Below are 22,681 nucleotides of genomic sequence, written 5' to 3' on the forward strand. Positions count from 1 at the left end.
CGGTCGGTATTGACCATGGCCGCAATCTAGGGGCTGACCAAGGCGGTTGCAAGGCAGGCGGGTATCGAGGCCGTTAATCACGAATGCCTGTCGGCGTTGCACTTGCCCCGGCGCGCCCTATGATAAGTGAACGAAAGCCGGTTTTCGCCGGCCGTTTCGACATGCTCGAAGATCGATAGGGATCGATACCGTGAAGGGACGCAGTCGCTTCCTGTTTGCCGTCGCAACCGGCCTGTCGCTTCTTTTATCCGGCGGCACGGCGCTGGCCGACGTGTGCCAGCGCCTGAAAACGGAATTGGCGAGCCTGCCCAAGGTCGTGGTCGATACCGCGAACGCGCGCAAATACGCTTCCGCCATCGCCCGCCAGAACATCCAGCTGCGGCAGGCCAAAAGCGACCAGCGCCGCCTGCGCTGCTCCGGCGGCAGCATCATCGTGATCGGCGGCGCCAATGCCGATGCCTGCGCCACGCTCGCCACCGTCATCGGCAAGATGGAGCAGAACCTCCAGATCCTCGACAGCAAGCGGCGCGACCTGTCGGGTGGCGGCACGTCGAAAGCCAGGCGCAACCAGTTGCTCTCCAGGCTTGAGGCCGAGGGCTGCAACGACGCGAAGGTGACGCCGGTTGCCGCGACCGAGCGCCTGCGCTCGCTCGACGACACGCGCACCCTGCCGCTGGGAACGACGCCCGAAGGCAGCGACCGGCTGCAATTGCGCTCGCTGGGCGGCAATGCCGGCCACGGGAACCTGCGCACCGTCTGTGTGCGCACCTGCGACGGCGGCTTCTTCCCGATCTCCTCCAACGCTTCGCCGATGGATTTCCGCCGCGACCAGCAGGTCTGCGCCATGATGTGCCCGCAGACCGAGACGGAACTGTTCTACCAGGCGATGGGCCGCGGGCAGGAAACCGAGCAGATGACCTCCACGGTCACCGGCCGCGCCTATGTCGAATTGCAGAACGCCTTCGCCTACCGCACGCGCGATCTCTCCAAGCCCGGCGCCTGCGGCTGCAACCTTACGGCCTACTATCAGGAGATGATCAAGCGCGAAAAGGCGGCCCGCGGGGAGACGACGACGGAAACGGCGCCCGATGGCGGGGCCGGCTCCGTGACCACGATCCACGCGCTGCCCCGCAAGGAAGAGGCAAAGGTTCCGGTCAAGGCCGCCGAGCGTGAGTACGATCCGTCCAAGCACAAGGTGCGCACGGTCGGCCCGGCCTTCCTGCCGGAAAACGAATCCGCGATCGACCTCGGCCGTCCGGCCGATGCCGACGTCAACTGACGTCCGGCCAGCGCTCCTCGAAGACCAGTTCCTCCAGCGGCAGGCGCTGCCGCCAGCCCTTCACGGCCAGCTCCGGTTCGCCATAGAGCTGGTCGACGAAACCGACGCACAGCCAGGCGACGATCTCGATATGGTCAGGAATGCCGAGGATGGCGCGGATATCGCTGTCGTGGAAGATGCTGACCCAGCCGACGCCCACCCCTTCCGCCCGCGCCGCAAGCCAGAGGTTCTGCACGGCACAGACGGTGGAATAGACATCCATGCGCGGATTGTGCGTTCGCCCCAGCACGACGGACCCTGCCCGTGTCGGATCGCAGGTCACGCAGATAGACAGCGGCGCCTTCAGGATGCCTTCGAGCTTCAGCGCGCGATAGCGTGCCTGCCGTTCGCCGGAAAACATCGCCTCCGCCTCGGCATTGGCTTTCAGGAAGGCCGCATGCACCGCCTGACGGGTGGGCAGGTTGCGCACGAGAAGGAAGTTCCACGGCTGCATGAAACCGACCGACGGCGCATTGTGCGCCGCCTGCAACAGCCTGCGGACCAGATCGTCCGGCAAGGGATCGGGCAGGAACTGGTCGCGCACGTCGCGGCGTGTTTCGATGGCGCGGTAGACGGCCTGCCTCTCCTCACACGGAAAGGCGTCCGCCCGGACCAGAGGGTCCCACGGTTCGGTTCGCATCGTCATCTCCCCAACAATGCGCAAAACCTGCCGCCGTCCGCGCGGTTCGGTCCATCTCGCCAGGCCGGTCTTCTGACTTCGGTTCACACGGCCCCGCCCTGCCTTCCCGGTTGAACAACCAGTGGCAAAACCCTGAATCGATTCAAGGTTTTAAGGACAAGCCATCCCCGTCACAGCGTTGGGCACGTACCGGACCTGGGTTTCCCCGCACCGGTTTCCCGATTCTCCCGCAAGCGGGCACCTGACGGCCGGATTGTGCACGGCACGGCTCAACGATCAAGCCCGCGGCCGCAAAACGGCCTTATCGCCTCAACCGTTATCGACCACTTTCTTGAGGGGCTGTGCCTTCAAACGCGCCTTGCGGTTCTTGTCGGTGAGTTCGACGTCGGAAAAGGCCAGCAGCTTGTAGAATTGGTTGTGGCCGTAAGACTTAAGATCGAAGTTTGGTTGACACGCTTGCAAAGTCTTCATGAGGTCCGGCAGCGCAACCCATGGACCATCCAACGGCGGCGCTTCGACGAAAATGCGTTGCAGGAGTTCTCCCTTTAACGCCCGCCGAACAGCCGGTGCCTGCTTTGCGACAGGCTTTTCGCCGGCTTTCACCGACACTGAACTGGCATTGGCTTTCACTGCATCGACGATCCTGAAAACATCAAACGCCGCCTGAAAGCGGCTTGAAGCTTTCGAGCACGCCATGCCAACGGCGATCTTGCCAGCGCGCCGAATTCGCATTGCCAATTGCGTGAAGTCGCTATCGGCAGTGGCGAGGCAGAACACATCCACTTCTCCCGAATGAAGTTCGTCCATGGCATCGATCACCATGGCGATATCAGCACCGTTCTTGCGGTTTGCACCGGCCACGGTTTGCCGGGTCGTGAGGGCATGAAGTGCGGCGGCATCCAGCCAAGGCTTGAGGGATGGATTCGAGAAGTCACCGTAGATGCGGCGATCAAGCAGCAGGCCGTGCCTTGTCGCCTCTTCAATGAGTTTACCAGCGACACCTGAAGGCACGTTCTCTGCATCGACGAAAAGGACAGCCCCGCGTTGCGTCATACCCACTCCCCTTGAGAAGGAATGCATATTAGCATCGCCCACTCCGCCTGCAATCAGAGAGGTTACTTTTCGATTTCACAGGTTAACGCACAACTACCAGGCGCAGAAAGATAGCCAGCACCCCGCGCCCCTTACCCCCGGTCGCGGAAGCGGTTGGTGATGGGGTAGCGGCGGTCGCGGCCGAAGTTCTTGCGGGTGATCTTCACGCCGGGCGCCGACTGGCGGCGCTTGTATTCGGCGATGTAGAGCAGGTGTTCGATCCGGTGGACGGTCGCCGCGTCGTGGCCGCGCGCCACGATCTCCTCCGTGCCCATCTCCAGCTCGACGAGGCATTCGAGGATGTCGTCGAGCACCGGATAGGGCGGCAGGGAATCCTGGTCGGTCTGGTTTGGCCGCAGTTCGGCGGACGGCGCCTTGTCGATGATGTTGTGCGGGATCACCTCGCCCGTCGGGCCCAGCGCGCCGGGCGGCACATGCTGGTTGCGCCAGCGCGACAGCGCGTAGACCTGCATCTTGTAGAGGTCCTTGATCGGGTTGAACCCGCCGTTCATGTCGCCGTAGAGCGTGGCATAGCCGACCGACATTTCCGACTTGTTGCCCGTCGTGACAACCATCGAGCCGAACTTGTTGGAAATCGCCATCAGGATCGTGCCGCGCGTGCGGCTCTGCAGGTTTTCCTCGGTGATGCCTTCTTCCGTGCCCTCGAAGGTCTCCGACAGTGCGGAAAGGAAGCCGGTCACGGGCGCCTCGATCGGCACAATGTCGTAACGGCAGCCCAGCGCCTTCGCGCAATCGGCGGCGTCCTTGAGCGAATCCTCCGACGTGTAGCGGTAGGGCAGCATCACGCAGCGCACGCGCTCCTCGCCCAGCGCATCGACGGCGATGGCCGCGCAGATCGCGGAGTCGATGCCGCCGGACAGGCCGAGCACGACGTTCTTGAAGCCGTTCTTGTTGACGTAGTCGCGGAAGCCGAGCAGGCAGGCACGGTAATCCGCTTCCTCGCGCTCGGGAATTTGCGACATCGGGCCGCTGTCGCAGGCCCAGCCGTCGCCGCGCCGCTTCCACGTCGTGAGCGCGATGGTCTCCTCGAACTGGCTCATCTGGAAGGCCAGCGTCTTGTCGGCGTTGAAGGCGAAGCTCGCGCCGTCGAAGACAAGCTCATCCTGGCCGCCGAGCTGGTTGGCGTAGAGCAGCGGCAGGCCGGTCTCGATGACCTGCTTCAGCACGACCTGGTGGCGGATATCGACCTTGCCGCGATAATAGGGTGAGCCATTCGGCGACAGCAGGATTTCCGCGCCGCTTTCCGCCAGCGTCTCGCAGACGCCGAGTTCGCCCCAGATGTCCTCGCAGATCGGAATGCCGAGGCGCACGCCGCGGAAATTCACCGGCCCCGGCATCGCGCCCTGGTCGAAGACGCGCTTCTCGTCGAATTCGCCATAGTTCGGCAGGTCCACCTTGTCGCGCACCGCGATGACCTTGCCGGCATCCAGAACGGCGATGGCATTGTAGCGGCCGGTCTCGTCCTGCCGCGGAAAACCGATGATGACGCCCGGGCCGCCATCCGCCGTGTCGGCGGCGAGATCCTCGACGGCGCGACGGCAGGCCTTCAGAAAGGCCGGCTTCAGCACGAGGTCCTCCGGCGGATAGCCGGAAATGAAGAGTTCCGTCAGCAAAAGCAGGTCGGCGCCCTGCGTTGCGGCGTCCGCACGCGCGGCGCGCGCCTTGGCCAGATTTCCGGCCACATCGCCAACCGTCGGGTTCAATTGCGCGACAGCAATGCGCAGCGTCGTCTTTTCAGTCTCGGAAGTCATCTCTGCGGACCCGTCTCCTCTTGTGTCCGATCGTGCAGCCCGCACGCTCGGACGGTCGCAAGCTCTTTAGAACATACCGCGCGCTTTTGGAATGAACAGCTGCGCCGATTGAAAACAATGGGATGCGAACCAGGTTCGCCCGCATGCGGCGCTCCACCATTGCTGCACAGCAACAGACTGAACCAAAGCGTTTGGGCAACGTTAAGGAAAGCGTTCATCTCCTGTTCAAGATGACAACCATATGACAGAGAGACGAAAGTTTTGTGAAATCGGAGACGGCCTTGGCCCTGTTCACGACCGCAGCGGTGGCAATCGAAGCCACGGAGAAACGTCCTGACAGGGTGGGTTTTCTCACGCGCCATGCCAAGACGCTGGCGGTTTTGCGATCGCTCACCGTGTCCGGCATCCTGGCGCTCGCGACCGTCGTTGCCATCGAGCTCATCACGCGTGGCTCCGTCCAGCAGACCTACGCCTACCTCACCAATCTCGAACAGCCCGGCTGGACGACGACGGGCGTGTTCTTCCTGCTCTATCTTGCGCTGGACGCGCTGATCGGGCGGCAGCACAAGGCGGTGCTGCTGGTCTCGCCGCTCGTCATCCTGATGGGCGTGATTTCGCAGCAGAAACAGGTCTTCCTCACGGATCCGCTCTACCCGACCGACCTGCTGTTCGGCCGCCAGATCCTCGAACTGATGCCGGTGCTGGTGCAGGACCGTCCGTGGACGGCAGCTGCCCTTGCGCTTGCCGTTGCCGCGGGTATGGCCGGCCTCATCGCCCTGTGGATCTTCGCCTGGCGCCGCTTCCGCCCGCTGACCCGCAAGGAACGTCTGGCGCGGCTGGCGCTTGCCGTGCCGCTGCTGGCCGGCTTCGCCTCCATCATGGACTACAACGAGTTCTCCTGGATGCGTGACCGCCTGAAAGTCTTCCCGATCATGTGGGATCAGGCGGAAAACTATCGCCACAACGGCTTCATGATGGCCTTTGCCATCAACCTGCCCATGGCCAATGTGCAGGCCCCGTCGGGCTACATGGTCGATGCCATCGACAAGATCCCGTCCAAGCCGCTTCCGGCCGGCACCACGCACCGCACGAAGCCCGACGTCATCGTCGTCATGAGCGAGTCGCTCTGGGATCCGACGCGGCTGGAAACCGTGAAGCTTTCCGCCGACCCGATGCCGGTCATTCGCGAAAACCAGGGCGGCAACGTCTTCTCGCCGGAATTCGGCGGCCTCACCGCCAATATCGAATTCGAGGCGCTGACGGGCTTCTCCAACGCCTTCCTGCCGACCGGCAGCATTCCCTACCAGCAGTATATCCGCAAGCCGATCCCGTCGCTCGCGACCTTCTTCCGCGCCGAGGGTTACACGGCGCGCGCCATCCATCCGTTCTCGGGCTGGTTCTGGAACCGCTCCAGCGTCTACAAGGCGTTCGGTTTCGAGACCTTCAAGGACGTCGACAAGATGCCGCCCTTGGCAAAGCGGGGCAACTTCACGTCCGACGAGGCGCTGACGAAGGAAATCATCCGCCAGGCCGATATGCAGGAAGATCCGTTCTTCTTCTTCACGGTGACGTTGCAGGGCCATGGCCCCTATGACGACGGCCGCTATATGAAGACGGACATCACGTCCGAGGGCAAGCTGGACGCACGCGACAACCGGATGCTGGCAAGCTACGCGCAGGGCGTGAAGGAAGCCGACCAGAGCCTGAAGATGCTGATGGACTGGGCGAAGAACCGTGACCGCGAGACGATCATCGTCGTCTTCGGCGACCACCTGCCGCCGCTCAACACCGTCTACCAGAACTCCGGCTACATGAAGGGCATCACCGCCTCCCGCAAGGGCTCCGCCGAGCAGATGAAGAAGGAACACGAGACCCCGCTCGTCGTCTGGTCCAACAAGACCGGCGCCGAAAAGGACATCGGCACGATCAGCCCGGCGTTCCTGTCCTACTACATCCTCAAGGAGGCCGGCTTCGAGCACCCCTACTACACGGGCTTCCTCGGCGCCGTGCACGACAAGCTGCGCGTCATCGACCGCTACATGCTGATCGATGCGAAAGGCAAGGCGACGACGGACTGGTCGCGCAAGAAGACGATCGACCCGCTGGTGCGCGATTTCCGCTTCCTGCAGCACGACATCATGTTCGGCAAGCAATACGGTCTGGAACGCTTCTTCGATTCCCATGCGGAACTGATGAGCGCGGGCTACTGATTTTTGCCGGAAAGGCGCTAGGTTAGGCTCCGATTCGCTTTCCCGGAGCCGCCCATGAAAACCCTAGACGATGCCGCGCAGGTCCTCTTCGGCAAGCCCGCCGAAGAGCTGGACGAGACCGAACGTCAAGTCCTTATGAATTCGCGCGCCGGGCGCATCCTCGCCGAGGATACCAACGCGGCCTACGAGTCCAAGCAATCCGTCGGCGAGCGCGTCGCCGATACCATCGCCCGCGTCGGCGGGTCCTGGACCTTCATCATCGGCTTCCTCGTCTTCCTCCTCGTCTGGACGGTCCTCAACACCATCATCCTCACCCGCGAGGCCTTCGACCCCTACCCCTTCATTTTCCTCAATCTCGTTCTGTCCATGCTGGCCGCCTTGCAGGCGCCGATCATCATGATGTCGCAGAACCGCCAGGCCATGCGCGACCGTTTCGAGGCGTCGAAGGATTACGAGGTCAACCTGAAGGCGGAAATCGAACTGATGGCGCTTCACCACAAGATCGATACGCACTTCCTCAACGAGATCGCCGCGTTGAAGATGGAAGTGCTGCGCCTGCACGACGTGCTGCGGCAGCGGGACTGACAACCGGCCTCAACCTGCGGCACGCACTGGCTTCAAAAATCAATCTATAGGAGAAATTAAGACTTTCGATGCACGATAAACGTGCATCCCTCCCGGATGCGGAAATGCCTGACCGCCGACCATCCCACGGAGGAGATGTCATGCACGCCCTCGCCCGTCTGTCGAAAGACCGCGCCGGCACCTCGGCGCTGGAATTTGCGATCATCGCGCCGCTGTTCTTCCTGGCGCTCTTCACGATGATCGCTTACGGCATCTATCTCAGCGTGACCCACTCGGTGCAGCAGATCGCGGCGGATGCCGCACGCACCGCTGTGGCCGGCCTCAATCCGGCGGAGCGCGTCACGCTGGTCAACCGCTATCTCGACGCCTCGCGTTTCGACTACTCCTTCATAAACCGCGCAAAGATGCAGGTCGTGGTCGCCGACGATCCGGGCAACCCCGACCAGTTCACGGTGACCATCGCCTACGATTCGAGCGACCTGCCGATCTGGAAGCTCTTCACCTTCGCCCTGCCGCAGGAAGAGATTCGCCGCTACGCGACGGTGCGTGTGGGGGGCATGTGAAATGGACCGCCATCCCTTCATCAAGGACCGCGCCGGCAATATCGGCACGCTCGCGGCCCTCAGCCTGCCGCTGATGGTGTTCTCGCTCGCGCTCGGCGTGGACTTCGGCTACCTCACGGTGCAGCAGCGCGCGCTTCAGGCCGATGCCGATCTCGCCGCCATCGCCGCTGCCTCGAATGTTATGGAAGCCGAGAAGGCCACGGCCGCCTTCTTCTCGCTCAACCGCGTGCCCGCCAATGTCACGGGCAGGAACGGCCTGTCCTTCCCCGCCGACCCGTCGCTCGACCTCGGCAAGACGACTGTCGCCGAGGCCACGGTCGAGCGCGGCCGCTATGTCGCCGATCCGGACCTGCTGCCGCAGGATCGCTTTACGCCGTCGACGACGGATGCGGATGCGGCGCGTGTCCGGCTGACGCGCCCGGCAGACCTCTTCGTCGCCTCCATGTTCATGCCGCGTTCGCCCGTACTTTCGGCGACGGGCGCGGCTTCGCGCACCAAGACAGCCGCCTTCTCGGTCGGAACCCGGCTCGCAAGCCTCAACGACGGCATTCTCAACGCATTGCTCGGCAAGCTTCTCGGCACCAACCTGTCCTTGAAGGTCATGGATTATCGCGCGCTCGTCGATACCGACATCGCCGTCCAGCCGTTCCTCAAGGCCGTCGCGACAAGGCTCAACCTGACGGCCGGGACCTATGAGGACGTGCTGAACGCCGGCATCACCATGCCGGAACTGCTGGCCTCCATGCGGGCCGTGCATGGCCTGTCGAGCACCGTCAATTCGGCTCTGCGCGCCCTTGAGCAGGCAACGAGCAAGAGCAAGGTCAAGCTGCCGCTTTCCCGCATTCTGAACCTCGACCCGAAGAAGGGCATAGCGGTGGCAACGGGCGGCGACTGGGATATGTCGGTCAATGCCATGCAGATCGTGTCCGCCGGTGCGGCCCTTGCCAACGGCACGAACCAGGTGGCGCTCGACCTCGGTGCGGGCGTACCGGGCCTCGCCGGCGTCAAGGTGGCTCTGGCCATCGGCGAGCCGCCAGTGGAAACACCGGCCCACCGTCTCGGCGCCCCCGGCAGCGCGGTGCGCAGTGCCCAGACGCGCCTTGCCGTCGAGATCGGCGTCGATGGGCTTGCGGCCCTCGCCGGCATACGCATAAAGCTGCCGCTCTACGTGGAGGTGGCAGCCTCGGAAGCGAAGCTTGCCGATATCCGCTGCCTCGGCGGCACCACGGCCAATGCCAACGTCACTATCGACGCCGTGCCGGGGCTTGCCGAAATCGCCATCGGCGCCGTCGATCCTTCGGTGCTTTCCAACTTCTCCACCGAACCGCGCGTCAAGAAGGCCCGCATCGTCGATTCCGGCCTGGTCAACATCGATGCCATCGCCCATGTCGAAGCCCAGAACCTGACGAAAAGCAGGATCACCTTTTCGCCGACGGAGATCGCCGCCCGTACCACGAAAACCGCCTCGACGCGCGACGCCCTCACCTCGATCACGAAGTCCCTGCTGGAAAATCTCGATCTCGACATCCAGATCTTGTTCCTCACGATCGGCACGCCGAAGGTGCTGACCGCAGCACTGGCCTCCACGCTCGGCGCGGTGACGCCCGCCATCGACGACCTGCTCTACAATCTGCTACTGGTCGTCGGCGTGCGCATCGGCGAGGCCGATATCCGCGTGACGGGCGTGCGCTGTCAGCGCCCTGCCCTGGTGCAGTGAGATCGGCTCAGCGGGCGGCGTCATAGCGCGGCGCGTCGCCCTCGATTTCGTAGTAATCGCCCTTGTCGGCACAGAAGATATGCTTGCCGATGGCCAGCCCCGTCGGCAGGTCGAAAGAACCGACCATGATGGATATGTTGTCGGATCCATCGCCCTTCCAGAACAGCGCCGAGCCGCAGATGCGGCAGAAGCCGCGGCTCGCCGCCTCGCTCGCCCGGTACCAGGTCACGCTCTCGTCGCCCTCGACCTCCAGCCGGTCGTCGGTCACATTGGTCGCGGCGTAGAAATGCCCGGTCTGGCGGCGGCACTGGCTGCAATGGCATGCCGTCACCGCGCGTAGCGGACCGGACGTGCGAAACCGCACTGCGCCGCAAAGACAATGGCCCGTGTGGACTTCGCTCATGGTTCCTCTTCCCCTGGCAGGCGCAGCGCGCAAATGAAAACCGGGCCAGCTTGTCCAGCTGGCCCGGTCCTGTCAATTTCACATTCCTGAATGCTTCCATCAGCCCCGCTCATCGAGGGGAACCGAAGCAGGAACGAAAGGCGATCAGCCGTTCACGACCATGCGCTTTTCGTCACGGCCGCCCTTCATGCGCTCGGCAAGAAGGAAGGCGAGTTCGAGCGCCTGGTCGGCGTTGAGACGCGGGTCGCAATGCGTGTGGTAGCGATCGGCGAGATCGTCACCCGACAGCGCACGCGCGCCGCCGGTGCATTCCGTCACGTCATTGCCGGTCATCTCGATGTGGATGCCGCCCGGATGCGTGCCTTCCGAACGATGGATCTGGAAGAAGCTTTCGACTTCCGACAGGATGCGCTCGAACGGACGCGTCTTGTAGTTGTTGAGCGTGATCGTGTTGCCGTGCATCGGATCGCAGGACCAGACGACCTTCTTGCCCTCGCGCTCGACGGCGCGGATGAGCTTCGGCAGGTTGTCGGCGACCTTGTCATGGCCGAAGCGGCAGATCAGCGTCAGGCGGCCGGCCTCGTTGCTCGGATTGAGCAGGTCGATCAGCTCCAGCAGGCCATCGCCGGTCAGCGACGGGCCGCACTTGAGGCCGAGCGGGTTCTTGATGCCGCGGCAATATTCGATATGCGCGTGGTCGGCCTGGCGCGTACGGTCGCCGATCCAGATCATGTGGCCGGAGGTCGCATACCAGTCACCCGAGGTGGAATCGACACGCGTCAACGCCTGCTCGTAGCCGAGCAGCAGCGCCTCGTGGCTGGTGAAGAAATCCGTCTCGCGCAGGTTCGGGTGGTTCTCCGAGGTGATGCCGATGGCCTTCATGAAGTCCATCGTCTCGGAAATCCGATCGGCGAGCTTGCGGTAACGCTCGGCCTGCGGGCTGTCCTTCACGAAGCCGAGCATCCACTGGTGCACGTTGTCGAGATTGGCGTAGCCACCCATCGCGAAGGCGCGCAGCAGGTTCAGCGTCGCAGCCGACTGGCGGTAGGCCATGATCTGGCGTTCCGGGTTCGGAATGCGGGCTTCCTCGGTGAACTCGATGCCGTTGATGATATCGCCGCGGTAGGACGGCAGCGACACGTCACCCTGCTTTTCGATGCCGGACGAGCGCGGCTTGGCGAACTGGCCGGCGATACGGCCGACCTTCACCACCGGCTGCTGGGCGCCGAAGGTCAGGACCACGGCCATCTGGAGGAAGGCGCGGAAGAAGTCGCGGATCGTATCGGCACCGTGTTCGGCGAAGCTCTCGGCGCAATCGCCGCCCTGCAGCAGGAAGCCCTTGCCTTCCGCGACATTGGCGAGCGATGCCTTGAGGCGACGTGCCTCACCGGCGAAGACGAGCGGCGGAAACTTCGCGAGGCGCTCTTCGGTCGCCGCCAATGCGGCGAGATCGGGATATTCCGGAACCTGCTGGATGGGCTTCTGCCGCCAGCTGTTCGGGGTCCAATTCTGTGCCATGATACTCACCTGTCCTGAAGCGCCCGAAACCGGCGGGCGCCTCTCCGTTTGAAGATGCGGGCTTATAAACCGTTAGATGGTTCTTGCATAGCCGCAGTTCCAGCGCCTGCAATGCAATTGCGGCGGCTGCGCCATCCCGGTAACAGGCGGTAGAGCACAGGATATCGAAGCGGCGTTGCCTGTCAGCGACCTCGAGACACTTCGGATGCGAATATCCATCTGGAAAAAGCACTTTGCCTTGATTTCGGCCGTTGCCGCCCGCGGGCGGCGGCCATGCGGCTGAACAGAGTGTTCACCCATTGAAGGCCCCGCCACTCCACCCGTTCGAGCGGATCGGCCAGGCTCTTGCGTCTCGTTCCATGCGACCTGGCGTCCTGCCGGTCGAAGGCAATCATCCATTCCGGGCTCATGACAAACTCCTATCGTGATGTTCGTCATGAGGTAGCGGCTGGCGCCCGCGCTTCGTAGATGCACGAATGAAACGCCCGTTTCACCGGCGAGCGATGCCGAGCGGCGCAATTTGCGCTAAGAAGGATGGTGTGAAGAGGGAATGGGAATGTCGGAAGTCGACTGGAGCGATCTGCAGCTTTTCTTTCATGTCGCAGCCGAAGGCGGCCTTGCAGGCGCGGCAGCGATGACCGGCATCAGCGCGCCGACGATCGGGCGGCGCATGCTGGCGCTGGAGCGCTCGATGGGCCGCACGCTGTTCATCCGCAGCCAGCAGGGCTACCGGCTGGCGCCGGACGGCGCCGTGCTGTTCGAACATGTGCAGACCATCCGCCGCACGACGGCCGACATCACCCGCTGGCACGGCGATGCCTTCACGCTGCCCATCGTGTCGGTCGCCGGCAATATCTGGCTGGCCGGCTTCGTCGCCGACAATCTCGCCGAACTCAGAAGCAGAGATGACGCCTTCCGGCTGTGCTGCAAGCTGTTGTCGGCCATCGGAGACCTCACCCATCGCCACAGCATGATCGCGCTTCTCCACGAAGCGCCCAGGACCGGCAATGTCGCCGTGCGCAAATCCGTCGACGTCGCCTACGCGGTCTATCGCGCGGCCGGTGCCGATCCGGGCGAGGAGCTGCCCTGGATATCGATCGGCACGGAGGTTGCCATATCGGAGCCGGAGAAATGGGTGTTCCGCCACCACGAGAACCAGATCCACACCTGGACGAACGCGCCCGACATCCTGGCCCGGCTGATTGCCAGCGGCGCCGGGCGCGGCGTGCTGCCGACCTTCGTGGGAGATGCCCTGCCGGCGCTCGCGCGCGACGGCGCTCCGATCGAGGCGCTCACCCATCCCCTCTGGCTGGCCGTCAACGACGACGACCGCCATCGCCCGGAAATGCGCTTGGCTCTGGACAGGCTTGCGGCTCTGTTCAAGCGCCATGAGGATCGCTTCGCGGGCCGCCTGCCGACGGCGAAACCGGCGGCACTCAGATCCGCTGGCCGTTCCTGACGCGGTAGCTCGGCTGGTACATCGTCACCAGTTCCTCCGACGCCGTCGGGTGCACCGCCATCGTGCGGTCGAAATCGTCCTTGGTCACGCCGGCCTTCAGCGAAATGCCGAGCAGCTGCGCCATCTCGCCGGCCTCGTGGCCGAGGATATGCGCGCCGATCACCTTGCGGTCGGCGGCATTGACGACGAGCTTCATGATGGTCTTTTCCTGCCGCCCCGAAAGCGTCGCCTTCATCGGGCGAAACTCGGCGCGGTAGATTTCAAGGTCGTCGAACGTCTTTGCGGCCTCTTCTTCGCTGAGGCCCACCGTGCCGATCTCAGGCTGCGAGAACACGGCGGTGGCGATCAGGTCGTGGTCGGGCGAGACCGGGTTGCCGCGAAACTCCGTCTCGATGAAGCACATGGCCTCATGGATGGCCACGGGGGTGAGCTGCACGCGGTCGGTCACGTCGCCCAGCGCGAAGATGCCGGGCACGTTTGTCCGCGAATAGTCGTCAACGATGATCGCGCCGCGCTCATCCGTCTTCACGCCCACCGTTTCCAGCCCGAGGCTGCCCGTGTTGGGCGCGCGGCCCAGCGCCAGCATCACCTGATCGACATGCAGCGTCTCGCCCGCCTTGGTCGTGACCGTGCGGCGTCCGTCCGCCGCCTCTGCGACGTCGATGATGAGGTCCTCGCACAGGACGCGGATGCCCTTGGCGATCATCGCCGACTGTAGGCCCTGGCGCATGTCCTGGTCGAAGCGCGAGAGGATCTGCTTGCCGCGATAGATCAGCGTCGTCTCGACGCCGAGCCCGTGGAAGATGTTGGCGAATTCGACCGCGATATAGCCACCACCGGTGATGACGATGGATTTCGGCATTTCCGGCAGGTCGAAGGCTTCGTTGGAGGTGATGCACAGCTCGTGTCCCGGCAGGTCGGGATGCGGCGTCGGATGCCCGCCGACGGCAATCAGGATACGCTCGGCCGTCACCTCTTCCCCGGTGGCCGTCAGGCGCACCGTGTTCGGTCCGACCAGAACGGCGCGCGTAGCGAGGATCGTCGCCGCCGCATTGTCCAGCCCCTTGCGATAAAGCCCTTCGAGACGGGTGATTTCCTTCTCCTTGGCCGCGACAAGCGCCTTCCAGTCGAAGGCGCTCTCGCCCACCGTCCAGCCAAAGCCGGCGGCATCCTCGAAATGCTCGGGAAACTGCGAGGCATAGACATAGAGCTTCTTCGGCACGCAGCCGCGAATGACGCAGGTGCCGCCGAAGCGGAATTCCTCGGCGATCGCCACCTTCTTGCCCATGCTTGCGGCCAGACGCGCGCTGCGCACACCGCCGGAGCCGCCGCCGATGACAAAGAGGTCGTAATCGAAAGCTGTCATGGGGATCTCCTGCGGACGTGGCCGGACGATGGCGTTGGGAACGGCCGGCGAATCCACGGCCTTTTGTGCCTCCCATATAGGTGCAGCAGGCACAAAAGTGAAAGCCCGGCCGTCACCATCGAGGACGTTGTCCGACGCCGTGCGATTCTCGGCCGATGGCAGGCCGTCCAACGCTATTTTCATTTACCGAATGTGAGACAACGCTTAAAAGAGATTTCGCTCAATCGTGGGCTGAACGGGTGACAAAAATGTCAAAATCGAAACTGATCGCAATCTCTTCCGCGGCACTGTTCCTGGTTGCCGGCGCTGCCTCTGCCGAAGATCTCGTCTTCAACCTGAAGAACGGCACGAATTCCGTGCTCACCCGCTTTCACACCTCGCCCGTCGGCGTCGACAAATGGGAAGAGGATGTGTTCGGGCAGGACGTGCTCAACCCCGGCGAAACGATCGAAATCACCATCGCCGACGGCCGCGACGTCTGCGAATACGATATGCGCTTCGAATTCTCTGAAGATTCCGACCTCGACACGACCACCGACACGCAGAACCTCTGCGAGCTCGGCGAGTACACGATCCACGAATAGGTCGATCCCGGCCGCCATGCCCGGCGACGGAATGAAAAAGGCGGCCCAGGGCCGCCTTTTTTGTCTTACTGCTGCGGCTGTTGCGCGCCACCCTCGGCGGGAGCGGCAGCGCCGATCGTGGCGTCCAGCTTCTTGCCGCTTTCCGTCTGCAGGTCGCGGCTGACGCCGGCGGCCCAGATTTCGGCGGCCTTCATGACTTCGCGCGTCGCGATCGGGCCATCCGACAGGAGCTTCTTGCCGACCGGCGAGGAATAGAAATCCGCGATGGCCTTCAGTTCGTCCTGCGTGAACGTCTTGGCGTAAATCGTGGCCGCTTCCTTTTCGAGATCGGCGCGGCGCGGCGCAAGGGCAATCGCCTGCTCATCGACGACGGTGTTGATCTCGGCCTCGAAGTTGGGCGAAGCCTGCACGAAGGTTGCCTTCACGCGAGCGGCAAGGCTCGGAAGGATATTGTCGAAACCGCTCGTCGCGCCGATGGCGTCGATGGCGGCGCGGGCGGCCTTGATCTGGTCGTCCGTGACGTCCTGCGCCTTGGCGGCGCCGGCAAGGCTGGCCGAAACGATAAGGGTCACTGCGAGGGTGCGGCCGAAACCAGCAAATTTGGACATGTGGTCTTTGCTCCTGTCTATTCTTTCGCCGTCAGCGTGCGTGCTCCCGCGGGTCCCGCGATGACGGCCAGCGACGCTATATTGATGAAGAGGCCGTGTTCGACGACTCCGGGTATGTCGTTGAGGTTTCTTGCGAGCGCATCTGCATCAGGAATGCGGCCAAAAGATGCGTCGAGAATGTAGTGCCCGCCGTCCGTGGTGAACGTGCCGTCGCCGGACGCGCGCAGATCGATCGCACCGGAAAGGCCCAGGCGCGCTGCGAGTTTCTCGATGGCGATACGCGTGGCGACGAGGCCGAACGGATTGACCTCGATCGGCAGCTTGAAGGCGCCGAGCGTCTCGACAACCTTGCTTTCGTCGGCAATGACGATCATGCGCCGGGAGGCGCAGGCGACGATCTTCTCGCGCAGCAGCGCGCCGCCGCCGCCCTTGATCAGGCGCAGCCGGCCGTCGACTTCGTCGGCGCCGTCGATGGTCAGATCCAGTTCCGGCAGTTCGTCGAGCGATTTCAAGGGCACGCCGAGCTCCAGGCAGAGCCGCGCGGTGCGCTCGGATGTGGGAACGCCCTCGACGCGCAGGCCGCCCGCGACCTTCTCGGCCAGCAGCCGCACGAACTCCTCGGCGGTCGACCCCGTGCCGATGCCCAGGCGCATGCCGTCTTCCACATGCGCCAGTGCGGCTTCCGCCGCCTTGATCTTCATTTCACGGGCGTCCATGCCCCCCAACTCCCTGAACGGTTGCACGCCGGCGCGCGCGAGGCACCGGAATTCCGGTGAGACACTTACACGCCCCGCCCGGCAAACGAAAGTCAAAAACGCCGCAAGTCCCGGACCGAAAAGGCGATTGCAAAAGCGCCTCCCCTCGCTTACCGGAAAGACCTCGTCCGCTCTGTCCCGCAAGGCCTGCCATGACCTCTTCTCTCGTTGTCTTCGATCTCGACGGTACGCTCATCCATACCGCGCACGACCTCGTGGCGAGCCTTAACCACACGATCGGCCTCAGAGGGCTCGACCCCGTCACCTATGACGACCTGACCCATCTGGTCGGCCATGGCGGCGTGGTGATGATCAAGCGCGCCTTCGCGCTTCGCGGACGAGCCGTTTCCGATGACGAGTTGCAGGAGATGCTTGGCGTCTTCGTCGATCATTACGGCAATGCCATGCCGGGCGTCTCCGCACCCTATCCCGGTCTGGTCGAGGCGATGGATCGCCTCTCGGATGCCGGCCACCGGCTCGCCGTCTGCACGAACAAGATGGAAGGCCTTGCGCGCCGCCTGCTCGACGGTCTCGGCCTCACGGACCGCTTCGCGGCCATCACCGGCGGCGACACCTTTCCCGTGCGCAAGCCGGAAGCCGAACATCTGCTGGGGACGGTGCGCCGGGCCGGCGGCGATCCGGCCCGCACCGTCATGATCGGCGACAGCCTCAACGATATCCTCGTCGCCCGCAATGCCCGCGTGCCCTCCATCGGCGTGCCCTTCGGCTATTCCGACGTTCCGGTGGCCACGCTCGAGCCGACCCATGTCATCGCCCATTTCGACGAGCTGACGCCCGCGCTCGTGGAACAACTGCTGGCGCGCTGAAGCCGGCAGAAAACCATCCGCTTCAACGAAAAAAGGCGCCCTTGCGGGCGCCTTTCTATTTCAATCGGGCCGTCCCGCTCAGGCGCCGGCCTGACGCGCCTTCTGCGTCGCCGCGAAGGCCTTGCGCATGTAGTCGTCGCGCCCGTAGACGTCGTCGAAATACTCGACCACGCCATCCTTGTTCGGCCAGGCGGTGAAGTAGGCGATGTAGATCGGGATGTCCGCCTTCACGCTGAGCGCCTTGTTGCGGCCGGCGGCGATCTCCTTGCCGACCTCTTCCTCGCTCACGCCCAGCACGGCGGCCGCCATCTTGCGGGGCTCGGCAAGGCGCACGCAGCCATGGCTCAGCGCACGCATGTCCTTCTTGAAAAAGCTCTTCGACGGTGTGTCGTGCATGTAGATGGCATGGCTGTTCGGGAAGAGGATTTTCAGTTCGCCGAGCGCATTGTCACCGCTCGGCGGCTGGCGAACGGAAATGCCCGACGTGGAGCCGTACCAATTGACCGACGACGACGGAACCGCCCGCCCGCCGACGGCCACTTCATAGCCCATGCGGTCGAGATAGTTCGGGTCGTTGCGCAGCTTCGGCAGCATCTCGTTGATGATGATCGACTGCGGCACGCCCCAATAGGGATTGACCTCGACGGTCTGCACCTTGTCCTCGAAGAAATAGGTCTGGTTCGACTTGGAGCCGACGACCGTGCGCATCGAGAACTTTTCCGAACCGCCTTCGTAGTAATAGACCTGGAAAGCCGGCTGGTTGATGAAGACGTGCCGTGCGCCGAGATCGACCGGCAGCCAGCGCGCCTGCTCCAGCGCCACCTCGACCTTGGCGATCTTGTCGGCAACCGAATCACCGCCGGTCAGCAGACGGATGGACGCCTTGCCGACGATGCCGTCGGGCTTGAGGCCATGCTCCTTCTGGAAGGCTTCGACGAGCGACACCAGTTCCGGCGTGTATTCAGGCGTGCCGGCATAGGTGGCGATCGTCACGGAATGGTCGGTCTTCAGCGCGTCGGAGCCGTGCTTGACGATGCCCTTCACGATATTGGCGAGTTCCGGATTGCTCTGGCCGGGCTTCAGCAAAGTACCATCGGCGATGACAACGCGGTCTTCACCGCTTGTCTCTGCCTTGAGGCGGGCAAGCTCGTCCTTCAGCGCCTGGAAGTCGGCGCTCTGCGGCGAGCGGCTTTCGAGATATCCCTTGACGTTGCTGCTCATCGAGACGTTCTTCAGCGCCGCGACGAGGTTGACGTCCTTGCGCTTGAAGTCGTGGTAGCCGGAGATGCGGTTGGGATCGATGCGGCCGCGCACGGCGTCCTGCACGTAGCTGGCGACAGCCGAGGACAGCGCGATCTCGAAGGTGGCGAGCTCGGCATAGCGCGCGTTCATGTCGGCGCCGTCGAAAGTCTCCGCCGGGATCTTCACGGCATAATCCCACGGATCGAGCCCGACGGATGCGGCATCCGCCAGCACCGCAATCGCGGCCTTCGCCTTGTCGTTGATGCCGGTGCCGTCGATCCAGACGAATTTGTGGTAGTCGCCATAGAAGGTCTCGACAGCCTTCGCGGCATCCGGATTGGTGCGCACGTCGACATTCGCGAAGGCCGCGCGGATGCCGGCATCGCCTGCCGGCGCGATGTCGGCGGAAATCGAACTCGTGACGACCGGATCGGCCAGCTTGTCGACGCCGACACGCTTCAGAGCGTCGGCCTTGTAGGTGTAGTAGCGCGGGCCGGTGACGCGCGGCAGCGGCTTGGCTTCCTGCTTCACCTCGGCGGCGGCGCCCGGCAGCGCGGAGGTCGTCTTGACGCCGGGCAATCCGGCGGCCTCGGCCTGCTTCTTTTCCTTGCGCTTCTGCAGCCACTCCATGAATGTCATTGCATTGGCGGGCGCTGCGTGGAGCGTGACGGTGGCACAGGAAAGGGCCAGCGCGGCTGCCAGCACGGCGGTTTTCGTAAGCTTCATGTGTTTTCCATTCCCCGTCTTAAACCGCGCTTCGCGGTCTCTGGTGGCGCCCGAACCAGCAGGCCGGTAAGTTATAGGAAAGGATGGTGAATGAAAAGGAAACGCCCTCACCCCACATGCCCTTCCTGGCCTCAAAAAACCGTTATGCCGATCGCTTGCGCAGGGAACGGTTGGGACGGCATAAAAATTTGAACCCGCTCGCATTTTTGCGTTCGCAGCCTTACACGGGACACGGCGGCGCACGGCGGGCAAAAAAAATCGCTGGTGGGTTGTGATGCAAAAGGCACAGCTCAAACGCGCCTTGAGCGACGCTTCACCGTCGCGACGCGGCCTAATCGATTTTAGCCGAAAGTCTTCCACCGCGGGAGCCGGCCGCCCCTTGCAACTGGGTCGCAGATGGGCCAGAGATTTGCGCGATTTTTTCGCGCCAGCGCGCCCGCCGTTCCCGGCCCGCGCTCGCCCGGCCTGCCGCGCCCCATGCGGCGGCAACGCCGGCGGCAGACCTCATCGCATGGGCTCGGAGAAGCGGGAAGCACTATGACATCGACGCGCACGGAAACGGATACATTCGGCCCCATCGAAGTGGACAACAGCCGCTATTGGGGCGCGCAGGCCCAGCGCTCGCTCGGCAATTTCAAGATCGGCTGGGAAAAGCAGCCGCTCTCCGTCGTGCGCGCGCTCGGCATCGTCAAGCAGGCCGCCGCCCGCGCCAACATGGAACTGGGCCGTCTCGATCCGGCCATCGGCAAGGCAATCGTCGAAGCCGCACAGGAAGTCATCGACGGCAAGCTCAACGATCACTTCCCGCTTGTCGTCTGGCAGACCGGCTCGGGCACCCAATCCAACATGAACGCCAATGAGGTCATCTCCAACCGGGCCATCGAAATGCTCGGCGGCGTCATGGGCTCCAAGAAGCCGGTGCACCCCAACGACCACGTCAACATGAGCCAGTCGTCCAACGACACCTATCCGACGGCCATGCACATCGCCTGCGCCGAGCGCATCGTTCATGACCTGCTGCCGGCGCTGAAGCACCTGCATGCGGCGCTGGAAGCCAAGGTCAAGGCGTTCGACCACATCATCAAGATCGGCCGCACGCACACGCAGGACGCCACCCCGCTGACGCTCGGCCAGGAATTCTCCGGCTATGCCGCGCAGGTCGCCTCCTCCATCAAGCGCATCGAATTGACGCTTCCGGGCCTGTGCGAACTCGCCCAGGGCGGCACCGCCGTCGGCACCGGCCTCAACGCGCCGATCGGCTTCGCCGAAAAGGTCGCCGATCACATCGCCGAGATTACCGGCATCGCCTTCAAGACCGCGCCGAACAAGTTCGAGGCGCTCGCCGCCCATGATTCCATGGTCTTCTCGCATGGCGCGATCAATGCGGCCGCCGCGGCCCTCTTCAAGATCGCCAACGACATCCGCTTCCTCGGCTCGGGCCCGCGCTCGGGCCTCGGCGAACTCGCCCTGCCGGAAAACGAGCCCGGCTCGTCGATCATGCCCGGCAAGGTCAACCCCACCCAGTGCGAAGCCCTCACCCAGGTCTGCGCCCAGGTGTTCGGCAACCACGCCTCGCTGACCTTCGCCGGCAGCCAGGGCCATTTCGAGCTGAACGTCTTCAACCCGCTGATGGCCTATAACTTCCTGCAGTCGGTGCAGCTGCTGTCGGATGCGGCGATCTCGTTTACCGACAATTGCGTCGTCGGCATCGAGGCGCGCGAGGACAACATCAAGGCCGCACTCGACCGTTCGCTGATGCTCGTGACCGCGCTCGCCCCGAAGATCGGCTACGACAACGCCGCCAAGATCGCCAAGACGGCCCACAAGAACGGCACCACGTTGCGTGAGGAAGCCGTCGGCGGCGGTTACGTCACCAATGAGGAATTCGATGCGGTCGTTCGCCCCGAAAAGATGATCATGCCCGGCTGACGCCAAACGGCACGCTCCGACAAAAGGCCGCAGATTCAACGATCTGCGGCCTTTTTTTATCTGCCTCACCGAGCGGAAAACGACAAACGTTAATCATTCCCAAAGCATTTTCCGTTTATTTTACGGGCCTGTATCAAACCGCTCGGGGGCAGGCGCCATGAACACGGCAGTCGCGCAGAAGGTGCAGGTGCCGGACATTGCGGCGCAGGTAACCTACGCCATGCGCATTATGGGCATCTCGCCCATTCCACGGAATTACGAGCTGTTCTACGAGGCCTATATCGGATCGAATCCGAAGCTGACCCGCGAACTGGCGGCCCTCGGCAGCAAGGCCACGCAGGAAGAGCTGGACGAGATCGGCGCACAGTATTTCGGCCATCACCATGGCGTCACCGCCATGGACGGCGTGCATTCGCGCATCGTCGGCGAACTCGAAGGGCTGCTTCGCCTGCTCAAGCAGGAGCAGACATCGCTGGAAAGCTACAACCGGCTCCTCGACGAAACGGTGGTGCGCATCACCGGCAAGAACGCCACCAGCATGGACCTCATCAGAAGCGTCATCGGCGTGCTCACCGAGGCGACCGGCGACACCATCAGCCAGGGCAAGGTGATGGTGGAGAACGTCGCGCAGAAATCGCTCGAAATGGAGAGCGTGCGCAAGGAACTGGACGAGTACAAGCGCATCGCTTCCACCGACTCGCTCACCCAGCTCGCCAATCGCCGCGCCTTCGACGACAAGCTGTCGGCCATCTACAATTCCACCATGGCGCACAATGTCACCGGGCTCATCCTCGCCGATATCGATCATTTCAAGAAGATCAACGACACCTACGGCCATCCCGTCGGCGACAAGATCCTCGCCTCCGTCGGCAGCGTGATCCGCGCCAATGTGCGCAAGGACATCCTCGTCGCCCGCACCGGCGGCGAGGAATTCGCGATGATCATCGAGGGCAACAACGAGGAAGAGGTGATCGCGATCGCAGAGCGTGTCCGCACAGCGCTGGAGCACACGCCCTTCAAAAACTCCAAGACCGGCGTCAACTACGGTCCGATCACCATATCGCTTGGCCTGTGCATGGCCTCGTCGGCGGAAGGCCCCGGCGAACTCTACTCGAAGGCCGATATCGCGCTCTACTGCGCCAAGAACGGCGGCCGCAACCGCACGATGCCCTTCGAGGACGGCATGAAGAAGGATTTCGCCAAGAACTGGCTGATCTACCGGCGATAGCGCCATCCCCGGTTCGAAACGGCGCCCTTGCGGCGCCGTTTTTACGTTTCGGCAAGGAATTTTTCGGCGCGCCGCATATCCGGCGGAACCGGGACGGAAATCGTGCGTTTGTGTGGCAAGCAAGGAGATAAGCGCCATG

The 22,681-nt window shown here is 63.5% G+C and carries 20 protein-coding genes and 1 riboswitch; of the genes, 11 read left to right on the forward strand and 9 right to left on the reverse strand.

The features are described from left to right. Nucleotides 1-190 precede the first annotated feature (190 nt). Nucleotides 191-1,279 (forward strand): DUF2865 domain-containing protein, encoded by a 1,089-nt coding sequence (locus K6301_RS08005; protein WP_247220371.1) that lies wholly within the window; start codon nt 191-193, stop codon nt 1,277-1,279. On the opposite strand, the gene bluB is transcribed toward K6301_RS08005, so the two are convergent. From bluB to K6301_RS08020, 3 genes are all read right to left on the reverse strand, one after another. Then, on the reverse strand, nt 1,272-1,958 hold the full coding sequence (gene bluB, locus K6301_RS08010; RefSeq protein ID WP_247220373.1) for a 5,6-dimethylbenzimidazole synthase: 687 nt from the start codon (nt 1,956-1,958) through the stop codon (nt 1,272-1,274). The genes K6301_RS08005 and bluB overlap by 8 nt on opposite strands. 45 nt (nt 1,959-2,003) lie before the next feature. After that, nucleotides 2,004-2,218: riboswitch (cobalamin riboswitch) on the reverse strand. A gap of 49 nt (nt 2,219-2,267) precedes the next feature. Next, entirely contained in the window at nt 2,268-3,011 is a 744-nt protein-coding gene (locus K6301_RS08015; protein WP_247220374.1) for an NYN domain-containing protein, read from the reverse strand. A 131-nt stretch (nt 3,012-3,142) separates the two neighbouring features. Next, complete coding sequence (locus K6301_RS08020; RefSeq protein ID WP_247220375.1) at nt 3,143-4,822, reverse strand: NAD+ synthase; 1,680 nt, start codon at nt 4,820-4,822, stop codon at nt 3,143-3,145. Nucleotides 4,823-5,103: 281 nt separating this feature from the next. Between K6301_RS08020 and K6301_RS08025 the strand changes: the two genes are divergently transcribed. From K6301_RS08025 to K6301_RS08040, 4 genes are all read left to right on the forward strand, one after another. Next, nucleotides 5,104-7,032 carry an LTA synthase family protein gene (locus K6301_RS08025; RefSeq protein WP_425475379.1) on the forward strand — a complete coding sequence of 643 codons (1,929 nt, stop codon included), beginning with the start codon at nt 5,104-5,106 and terminating at the stop codon, nt 7,030-7,032. 54 nt (nt 7,033-7,086) lie between these two features. After that, a complete protein-coding gene (locus K6301_RS08030) occupies nt 7,087-7,617 on the forward strand; it encodes a DUF1003 domain-containing protein (protein ID WP_247220376.1) in 531 nt (176 codons plus the stop codon). Nucleotides 7,618-7,757: 140 nt separating this feature from the next. Then, nucleotides 7,758-8,180: a TadE/TadG family type IV pilus assembly protein gene (locus K6301_RS08035; protein WP_241598922.1), complete on the forward strand. Its 423-nt coding sequence runs from the start codon at nt 7,758-7,760 to the stop codon at nt 8,178-8,180. 1 nt (nt 8,181) lies between these two features. Next, nucleotides 8,182-9,897: a pilus assembly protein TadG-related protein gene (locus tag K6301_RS08040; protein WP_247220378.1), complete on the forward strand. Its 1,716-nt coding sequence runs from the start codon at nt 8,182-8,184 to the stop codon at nt 9,895-9,897. Nucleotides 9,898-9,904: 7 nt separating this feature from the next. Here K6301_RS08040 and K6301_RS08045 read toward each other — a convergent pair whose 3' ends face one another. After that, a complete protein-coding gene (locus K6301_RS08045) occupies nt 9,905-10,300 on the reverse strand; it encodes a GFA family protein (RefSeq protein ID WP_247220380.1) in 396 nt (131 codons plus the stop codon). Between the two features lie 144 nt (nt 10,301-10,444). Continuing rightward, nucleotides 10,445-11,818, reverse strand: coding sequence for a class II 3-deoxy-7-phosphoheptulonate synthase (locus K6301_RS08050; RefSeq protein ID WP_134649976.1), 1,374 nt, complete (start codon nt 11,816-11,818; stop codon nt 10,445-10,447). A 556-nt stretch (nt 11,819-12,374) separates the two neighbouring features. Here K6301_RS08050 and K6301_RS08055 point away from each other — a divergent pair. Continuing rightward, on the forward strand, nt 12,375-13,277 hold the full coding sequence (locus tag K6301_RS08055; protein ID WP_247220382.1) for a LysR family transcriptional regulator: 903 nt from the start codon (nt 12,375-12,377) through the stop codon (nt 13,275-13,277). On the opposite strand, the gene gor is transcribed toward K6301_RS08055, so the two are convergent. Beyond that, on the reverse strand, nt 13,255-14,643 hold the full coding sequence (gor, locus tag K6301_RS08060) for a glutathione-disulfide reductase (RefSeq protein ID WP_247220384.1): 1,389 nt from the start codon (nt 14,641-14,643) through the stop codon (nt 13,255-13,257). The genes K6301_RS08055 and gor overlap by 23 nt on opposite strands. Before the next feature lie 248 nt (nt 14,644-14,891). On the opposite strand from gor, the gene K6301_RS08065 reads away from it, so the two are divergent. Next, the gene (locus K6301_RS08065) at nt 14,892-15,227 is read left to right on the forward strand and encodes a hypothetical protein (RefSeq protein WP_134649980.1); all 336 of its coding nucleotides are present in this window, start codon (nt 14,892-14,894) and stop codon (nt 15,225-15,227) included. Between the two features lie 65 nt (nt 15,228-15,292). Here the strand turns inward: K6301_RS08065 and K6301_RS08070 are convergent, their stop codons facing one another. Together K6301_RS08070 and rpiA are read right to left on the reverse strand one after the other, a co-directional pair. Continuing rightward, nucleotides 15,293-15,835: a DUF2059 domain-containing protein gene (locus K6301_RS08070; RefSeq protein WP_134649981.1), complete on the reverse strand. Its 543-nt coding sequence runs from the start codon at nt 15,833-15,835 to the stop codon at nt 15,293-15,295. Nucleotides 15,836-15,852: 17 nt separating this feature from the next. Continuing rightward, the gene (gene rpiA, locus K6301_RS08075) at nt 15,853-16,551 is read right to left on the reverse strand and encodes a ribose-5-phosphate isomerase RpiA (protein ID WP_247220386.1); all 699 of its coding nucleotides are present in this window, start codon (nt 16,549-16,551) and stop codon (nt 15,853-15,855) included. A 191-nt stretch (nt 16,552-16,742) separates the two neighbouring features. On the opposite strand from rpiA, the gene K6301_RS08080 reads away from it, so the two are divergent. Next, complete coding sequence (locus K6301_RS08080) at nt 16,743-17,417, forward strand: HAD family hydrolase (RefSeq protein WP_247220389.1); 675 nt, start codon at nt 16,743-16,745, stop codon at nt 17,415-17,417. Nucleotides 17,418-17,495: 78 nt separating this feature from the next. Here the strand turns inward: K6301_RS08080 and K6301_RS08085 are convergent, their stop codons facing one another. Next, a complete protein-coding gene (locus tag K6301_RS08085) occupies nt 17,496-19,385 on the reverse strand; it encodes a L,D-transpeptidase family protein (protein ID WP_247220391.1) in 1,890 nt (629 codons plus the stop codon). A gap of 86 nt (nt 19,386-19,471) precedes the next feature. Here K6301_RS08085 and K6301_RS08090 point away from each other — a divergent pair, with 86 nt between their 5' ends. The 3 genes from K6301_RS08090 to K6301_RS08100 all read left to right on the forward strand — a co-directional run bounded on the left by K6301_RS08090 (nt 19,472) and on the right by K6301_RS08100 (nt 22,542). After that, nucleotides 19,472-19,660, forward strand: a complete 189-nt coding sequence (locus K6301_RS08090; RefSeq protein ID WP_247220393.1) for a hypothetical protein — start codon at nt 19,472-19,474, stop codon at nt 19,658-19,660. Between the two features lie 202 nt (nt 19,661-19,862). Continuing rightward, complete coding sequence (gene fumC / locus K6301_RS08095) at nt 19,863-21,314, forward strand: class II fumarate hydratase (RefSeq protein WP_343298943.1); 1,452 nt, start codon at nt 19,863-19,865, stop codon at nt 21,312-21,314. A gap of 157 nt (nt 21,315-21,471) precedes the next feature. Beyond that, a complete protein-coding gene (locus K6301_RS08100; protein WP_247220397.1) occupies nt 21,472-22,542 on the forward strand; it encodes a GGDEF domain-containing protein in 1,071 nt (356 codons plus the stop codon). The last annotated feature ends 139 nt before the right edge of the window (nt 22,543-22,681 follow it).

The sequence above is a fragment of the Shinella oryzae genome (assembly GCF_023038235.1).
Lineage (GTDB): Bacteria > Pseudomonadota > Alphaproteobacteria > Rhizobiales > Rhizobiaceae > Shinella > Shinella sumterensis.